This window comes from Nonomuraea sp. SYSU D8015 (assembly GCF_008065375.1).
Lineage (GTDB): Bacteria > Actinomycetota > Actinomycetes > Streptosporangiales > Streptosporangiaceae > Nonomuraea.
Map to the genome: position 1 here is coordinate 839108 of NZ_VJYI01000003.1, position 7317 is coordinate 846424.

Below are 7317 nucleotides of genomic sequence, written 5' to 3' on the forward strand. Positions count from 1 at the left end.
TCCTAGGCAGCCTCGGTGACCGTGCCGGTGTCGCCGTTGACGGTGACGAGCCGGCCGTCCTCGAGCACGGACGTCCCCGTGCCGGTGCCCATGACGGCCGGGATGCCGTACTCCCTGGCCACGATGGCCGCGTGCGACGCCGCGCCGCCGCTGTCCACGACCACGGCCGCGGCCTGCTGGAACAGCGGCGTCCACGACGGGTTGGTGTACGGGCAGACGAGCACGTCGCCGCCGTCGAGCTTGCCGAACTCGGCCGGACCCCTGATCACCTTCACCGGTCCGGTCGCGATGCCGCCGCTGGCCGGCGACCCCGCGACGAGCGCGTCGCCGGTCGCGAGCGACGGGAAGACCGCGGCGGGGTCGATGAGCCGCACGCCGGCCAGCTCCTCCCGCTTGGCCGCCCGCGCCCGTACGAGATCGCGCAGTCGCGCCTCGGCCGGGTCCCTGATCGCCTCCAGCTCTTCCAGCCGCAGGTGGAAGACGTCCTCCGGCTCGTCCAGCACGCCCTCGTCGCGCAGCCGCCGTCCCAGTTCGACGAGTGACCTGCGAAGGATGGGCTGCGGCATCGTGAAGGAGAAGTGGCTGTCCTCGCGGAAGGCGATGCCGGCGCGGGCGGCCGCCACCCACCGCCGCATCCTGGCGCGGCGGCGCGGGGAGCGCAGGAGCGGGTGGGCGAGCAGGCGGTCCAGCGCGTCGTCGCCCTCTTTGCGCGGGGGCGGCTCGGCGGCCAGCACCCTGATCAGGCCGAGGACGGTCTCCGGGTCGTCACTCCAGGTGGGTGGGGTGACGAGGATGGGGCTGAGGGTCTCGCGGTGGCCGTACTCGGCCAGGAACTCCTCGAACGCGGCCCGGAACTCGGCGGGCGGAGGGTCGGCGTCGAGCGCGCCCGTGCGCCGGGCCAGCTGGGCCAGCCGCTCCAGCGCCCGGTTGGCCTCGGTGGTGCGGGTGACCGCGCCGGACATCAGGTCGCCGAACAGCTTGCCGCGCCGCAGCAGCTTGACCGCCACCAGCAGCCGCAGGAGCGCGAGCCCGGTGCCCGGCAGGTAGTCGATGCGCAGGTCGGCCACCGGCGCCACCAGGGCGAGGGCCTGCCTGGGCACGCGGACGAGCTCCGGCCACGGCATCGCGGCCAGGTCGCGTTCCTTCAGTCGCCGGACGGCCGCCAAGTAGGCGACGAAGCGGGGGTCCTCGGTCCAGCGGGCCGGGTCGTACCGCCGGGCCTTGGCCAGGATGCGGAACGGCGCGGCGAGCACCCCGACCGTGGGGTGCGGCCTGGGCGGTATGAACGCGTAGACGACCCCGTCCTCCTCGCTCAGGAACCCCTCGAACCCGCGCCGCAGCCCGAAGGCACCGGTCACCTTGCCCATCAGCCCCGCCGGGCCATGCGGGATCCAGGTCGTGATGTCGATCGGGTACGGCCGCACGGGCAGGTATTCCATGAGCACGGCGGCCAGCCTGCGCCGGAGCGGATTGAGGCTGCCGACCGGGGGCGGCGGCAGCGCGGTCATGGGCCGGGCCTGCAGCAGGTGGACGCGGCCACCCGCGTACGCCCACTCGATGTCCTGCGGCCGCCCGAAGTGGCCGGCGACCCGCCTGCCGAGCACCGCCAAATCCCCCACCACCGCGTCGGGTAGCCGCTCGGCCCCGGTGCCCTTCTCCCGGGTGACACCGCCCCCGGCCGCGCCCCGGATGACGACCTCGCGACGCCCGGGCGTGAACTCCACCTGCCCCTCAGCATCGACCACATAGTGGTCGGGGGTGACCAGCCCGGACACGACCGCCTCACCCAGGCCGCTGCTGGCGTCGATGACGAGCTGGCCGCGGTCGCCGCTGACCGGGTTCGCGGTGAACATGACGCCTGCCATCTCGGCCTCCACCATGCTCTGCACGACCACCGCGATGCTCACCTCGGAGTCGTCGATGGAGAGCTTGGCGCGGTAGGCGACGGCGCGGTCGGTCCAGAGCGAGCCCCAGCAGCGGCGTACCGCGTCGAGCAGCGCCTCCTCGCCGACCACGTTGAGGTAGGTGTCCTGCTGGCCCGCGAACGCGGCCCCCGGCAGGTCCTCCGCGGTGGCACTGGACCTCACGGCCACCGGCCCCGCGCCGAGCGCGGCGTAGGCCTCGAGAATCGCCTCCCGCAGCTCACCGGGCAACTCGACCTGCTCGAAGTACGCCTGCCCGCTGTGCCCCTGGGCGACCTGATCATAGGCATTCGTGGTGACGACGAACCCGCCGGGCACCGGGAAACCGCTCCTGACCAGCTCCCCCAGGTTGGCACCCTTGCCCCCGGCCATGGCCAGGTCGCCCCGGCCGAATGCGTCCAACGGTGCGACGAGCTTCATCATGCCCTCTCCTCGACGTAAGCGGTGGTGCGAAGCGGGCGCGCCGGCAGGGCCAGCGCGAGCAGGAACGCCACGACCAGCAACGGCGCCATCGCCGCGAAGACCGGCGGCGCGGCCTCGGCGAACGCCTCCCGCACGCTCTCCGGCAACTCGGCGGGCGCGGTGGTGGCGGATATTCCGGACCTCAAGGTGATCAGTGCCCCCACGAGCGCGACCCCGGCCGACGCCCCGATCTGCCGCAGGAACGTCACCGAGGACGTAGCCGTCCCCAGGTCCTCGTACGCGACGGCGTTCTGGGCGGCCAGCACCATGACCTGCATGACCAGCCCGACCCCGAGCCCGGTCAGCAACATCGCGCCGGCCAGTGCCACCGCCGAGCCTCCTACGAGCCCGATGAGCGCGAGCCCGGCCCCAGCCGCCGCAGTGCCGACGACCGGATACGGCTTGTACACCCCGGTCCGGGTGATCAGCCGCCCGGACAGGGTCGTGGTCAGCAGCACCCCGCCCATGAGCGCCGTCACCAGCAACCCCGCCTGCGTCGCGCTGGTGCGCAGCGCGATCTGCAGGTACGCCGGCATGTACGTGATCGTCCCGAACAACGCGAACCCGATGAGCAGGCTGATCGCCACCGGCACCGCGAACGCCCGATCCCGGAACAGCCGCAGCGGCAGAATCGGGTCCTTGGCGAATCGCGCGCTCACCAGCCACGCCACCAGCCCGGCGGCCGCCACCACCAGAAAGACGGGATTCCCGGTCTGCCCCACCATGACCACGCCCACGACGGCGACGGCAAGCGTGAGCGCGCCCGCCACGTCCAGCGGCGCCCGCCTTTGTGGCCTGGGCAGACGCAGCGTGGCACTCAGCACGACCAGGGCCAGCAACCCGAGCGGCGGATAGATGGCGAAGATCCACCGCCACCCGAGCCGATCGATGAACAGCCCGCCGACGAGCGGCCCGCCCACGGCCGCCACGACGTAGGCGGCACCGATGAACCCCAGGTATCGCCCCCGCTCACGCGGACTCACGATCTCCCCGATGATCGCCTGCGCCCCGATCATCAGCCCGCCGCCGCCCAGCCCCTGGATCGCGCGGGCGACGATGAACTGCGGCATCGACGTGGCGAGCGCGCACAGCACGGCGCCGGCCACGAAGACGACGATGGCGACCTGCATGGTGGGCTTGCGTCCGTACCGGTCGCCCAGCTTGCCGTAGACGGGCATGACGACGGTGGCGGCGACGAGGTAGGCGGTGACCACGGCCGGCATCTGGTCGAGCCCACCGAGACTGGCCGCCACGGCGGGGAGGGCGGGAGCCATGATCGTCTGATCGAGCGCACCCAGCAGCATCGCCAGTATCAGCCCCGACAGCACGAGCCCCATGACGCCCCCTTAGAGAACTATCCGTTCTCTAATGAGAATAGGATCCATCGCATAGAAACGCAACGTTCACTAATGGCCTCGACGCATCCACCGCCATCGCCGCAGCCCACTGGCCGAATTCCGTAAGCTAGCCTTGCCGCGCACGACCGAGGAGTTGCCGATGACAGCCTTGCCGGAGGACAGCTGGTTCCGCAGCATCCGTCCGCAGCCCAGCCTCATCTCGGCCGAGGAGTACGAGGAGCTCCCAGAAGAGATCTCAAGGGCCATAGAGATCGTGGGCGGCTACGTGGCTTATTGCGAAGCTCCGTCGCCGAGGCATCAGATCGCGGGCAGACGGTTGGCCAATCTCCTGGAGGGCTACGCCAAAGAGGCCATGAGCCACGGATACGAGTGTCTCACGGTCGCTAACGACGTGGATCTCCGCTTGCGAGACGTACCGCTGCACAACCGTCGCCCGGACGTCGTACTGTACCGATGCCTGGACGAGGAAGGCGGCGAGAGACTCCGCGCGCAGCATGCGCTGCTGGTCGTTGAGATCGTGTCGCCCGGCTCGGTCATTCAGGACACCGTCGACAAGCTCGCTGAATACGCCAAGTCCGGCATCCCCCACTACTGGATCGTCCACCTGGACCAAACCGGTGTGTCGACCATTGAGCGTTACCGGCTCGACCCCGCCTCGATGCTCTACAAGAATGTGGGAACGCTCATGACTGAAGCCGATCCCGCCCCAACGATCACCAATCCCCTACCCCTCACTATCAACTGGGACGACCTGCAGTTCTGAGCACCAGCAGCGTTGACACCTCGCTTCAGGCCGCACCGCCGCCAGGATGCTCACCCGGCACGCCTTCCGGGTCCGCTTCCAACGCATCCGCACCGCTCATGACGCCCGAGCGCAGGCCGTCGACTACCGGACATCACCGAGTTCCTCAAGGTCACCACCCATCTGACGGCCAAGAGGATCGGCGAGATGATCGGGCTGACGAAGCAGCAGGTGTAAGAGCTCCGCAGCCGCTGATTTTCGAGGCTGCGGCCGCGTGGAACTCATGGGCGTGAACCAGGACGTTCGCGTCTGCAGCGATCACAGACGATCTCCGTAGCTCAGCGCGCGGATGTCCTCCCAGCCGGCTCCGCGAACCTCTCGCTGCATGCCTCCGCCGCTCACCGATGCGTCAGGCAGGACGTAACAGGCATTCTGGGCACGCTTCTTTTCGTCGGCTGCGACTTTCGCGGCGCGCATGCGCTGGCGGATCTCCTCGCGTCGCTGGTCGTAGGCGTCGGGGTCAGCGGCGCGATCCTTCGCGGTCAGCCGGGCGAGGCGTTCGCGGGACGTCCGGTCAACGTCAGCACGCTCCTTGGCGAGACCGGCGAGATAGCCGGATACGGTGGTGCCTTCCTGCTCGGCCATTGCCTTGACGAGGTCGTACACGTCGTCGGGCAGACTGATCGAGAACTCCTGCGCCACACCCGTACCTTAACCAGTAGGGAGTTGTGTGTCTCGTGAACATCGAAGGGCGCTGACCCGGCGAACAGCGATCAAGAAACCATATTCTGTGGCCACAGCTTGGACCAGTCGCAGGATGCCGATGAGCCGAAAGGGGCGCGTCGTGGTCGATCAACTTGTTCCGGACCCCCGAGGCGGGCTCGGAGCGCACGGATCCCCGGCGAACCGCCGTTCTGAACGCGTCCCTGATCCGCGCGACGCGAATCCGGGAGGAGAACGACCGCATCGCCCGCCGACATGGGTATGCCGACATCAGTGACTTGCTCATCCAGACCAGCGCGCTGTCGTTGCAGCAGATGTCGGAGCGGTTCGGGTTCACCGAAAGCCAGGCCAGGAAGCTGCGGGAGCGACACGGTGTCAACGCGGCCTACAGCGCGACTCGGGCCGAACAACGCAGGCGCCTGCGGGGACTCCGCCCGACGTCTTACCCGGCGTCCAGCCGGTCTCCAACGACGGGCTGAGGCTGCAATGCCTGGAATGCGGACGGTGGTATCGCAGCCTGACCAAGCACGTCCCCATGGCACACCGGGGACATCTCAACTCAGGACTATCGCGAACGCCACGGCCTGGCAAGGACGGTCTTACTCGAGGCCGCCGACGTGCGGCGGGGTCAGAGCGAGCGATTCAAGCGCCGCCTAACCGGCGAGCCCGGCCCGCGCGATGCCCAGCGCCGCAACGCCGCGAAGCTGCAGCAGCACCGCGCCGAGGCAATCGCGGCCAGCCGCGTCGCGATGCAACGCCCGGAGGTCCGCGAACGCCTCCAGGAGAGCATCGCTCGCGCGAACGCCGAACGCAGCCGCCAGGTCCGCCGGCGCCACGACGCCCGTGCCCGCGAACACGGCTACGCCGATCTGCGGGAGCTGTTGGTGCGCATCGGGAGCCGCTACCGTACTGTCGTCGCTCGATCCGGTCTACAAGAGGGCCGAGTGTGACAAGGCATCCCTTCGCCTCGACCAAGACCGAAGCCGGCAACGCGGCGGAGAGCGGTATGAAGAATCACTACTCTCTCCGCGCGGCCGGAAAGAGCCATAACAGCACCGCTCCCGGAAGTCACGAAAGGCCCTGGGGAGCTTCTACAGCCGCAACAGGTCCTACCCGACGACAAGTTCTGGGTCTGGATAGTCAACTGAGCTCCCAGGGCCGCACTGATCTGTGAACACCGTGTTCGGGTGCCGCCTGGGCGGCACCCGAACACGGGTGACCCGAGCAACTGGAGAAGACGAAATGACCGCAATCCGAACCGCATCGCCAGAACATGATCAGTATGGACTGCTGGCGGCGCACGGGTTCGATCAAGCCTTCTTCGGGCTCTGGGTGGAACGAGACGACCTCGACGAGCTCGCCGGATTGCTGCGCCTGGATCCAGGATCCAGGCGTGACGTGCGCTTGATCGAGGAAGCGGCCACGATGACGGACTGGTCCGTCCCGCTCGATGAGAAAGACAGTCTCTGGATCGGACCCCACAGTCCTGGCTGGTCTGTTGTGATCAGCACAAGCGGCCCGGAAACGGGAGGGTGGTGGCTCAGCTCCGGAAATCGAGGAATGCTCATGGTCGATTGGCACCGGGAGATCAATGGCCTCTCCGACCTCGTCTATTACCGAGATGGAAATGTGATCGCAGAAATTCCGGCACTCCCGTCGGGCGAATTGCTGCCCGGGCAGCTGTTCGAGCCCTACGCCCAAGGGCTTCCCCGGGACGAGTATCCAATTCAGGGCGAAGAACGGCTGGCGCACGCCTTTCTGACCATCGTGGGACGGATGACAGGCCGCTTCCTCGACGAGAACTGGTTCCGCACGCCCGGTCGTGCCTATGGATTTCCTCTGATCGACACGCACGGATAGTCGGCATTCCACTCGATTGGTGTCCACGCTCTATGGCCATACCGACCGACTCGAAGCGTCGTGAGTTCGCTGCAGAGTATGGCCAGCTGGCTTTCCATCCGGGGGCCAGTGGCATAGCTACAGCTAGCCTCGATCTTTCGTGATCAAGGTGTGGTCGGCTAAACGGTCCGGCTGAAGGTCGAATTGCGTGGTGTGGTCAGCACGCCGGCCCGGCTGTCGCGTCGGGTGGGCGGGGTTCCACGGGCCCTCC

At 68.4% G+C, this 7317-nt stretch carries 6 protein-coding genes; 2 read left to right on the top strand and 4 right to left on the bottom strand.

The genetic code is table 11. The features are described 5' to 3' along the window. Nucleotides 1-2: 2 nt before the first annotated feature. Together ID574_RS19215 and ID574_RS19220 are read right to left on the bottom strand one after the other, a co-directional pair. Nucleotides 3-2345, bottom strand: coding sequence for a PEP/pyruvate-binding domain-containing protein (locus tag ID574_RS19215; RefSeq protein WP_336245522.1), 2343 nt, complete (start codon nt 2343-2345; stop codon nt 3-5). Beyond that, nucleotides 2342-3721: an MDR family MFS transporter gene (locus ID574_RS19220; RefSeq protein WP_188190243.1), complete on the bottom strand. Its 1380-nt coding sequence runs from the start codon at nt 3719-3721 to the stop codon at nt 2342-2344. The genes ID574_RS19215 and ID574_RS19220 overlap by 4 nt, the downstream gene beginning before the upstream one ends. Nucleotides 3722-3881: 160 nt before the next feature. Between ID574_RS19220 and ID574_RS19225 the strand changes: the two genes are divergently transcribed. Next, nucleotides 3882-4505, top strand: coding sequence for a Uma2 family endonuclease (locus ID574_RS19225; RefSeq protein WP_188190244.1), 624 nt, complete (start codon nt 3882-3884; stop codon nt 4503-4505). A 297-nt stretch (nt 4506-4802) separates the two neighbouring features. Here ID574_RS19225 and ID574_RS19230 read toward each other — a convergent pair whose 3' ends face one another. Continuing rightward, nucleotides 4803-5186: a hypothetical protein gene (locus tag ID574_RS19230; RefSeq protein ID WP_188190245.1), complete on the bottom strand. Its 384-nt coding sequence runs from the start codon at nt 5184-5186 to the stop codon at nt 4803-4805. Nucleotides 5187-5860: 674 nt separating this feature from the next. After that, entirely contained in the window at nt 5861-6064 is a 204-nt protein-coding gene (locus ID574_RS19235; RefSeq protein WP_188190246.1) for a hypothetical protein, read from the bottom strand. 385 nt (nt 6065-6449) lie between these two features. Here ID574_RS19235 and ID574_RS19240 point away from each other — a divergent pair, with 385 nt between their 5' ends. Then, entirely contained in the window at nt 6450-7067 is a 618-nt protein-coding gene (locus tag ID574_RS19240) for a hypothetical protein (protein WP_188190247.1), read from the top strand. Nucleotides 7068-7317: the final 250 nt, after the last annotated feature.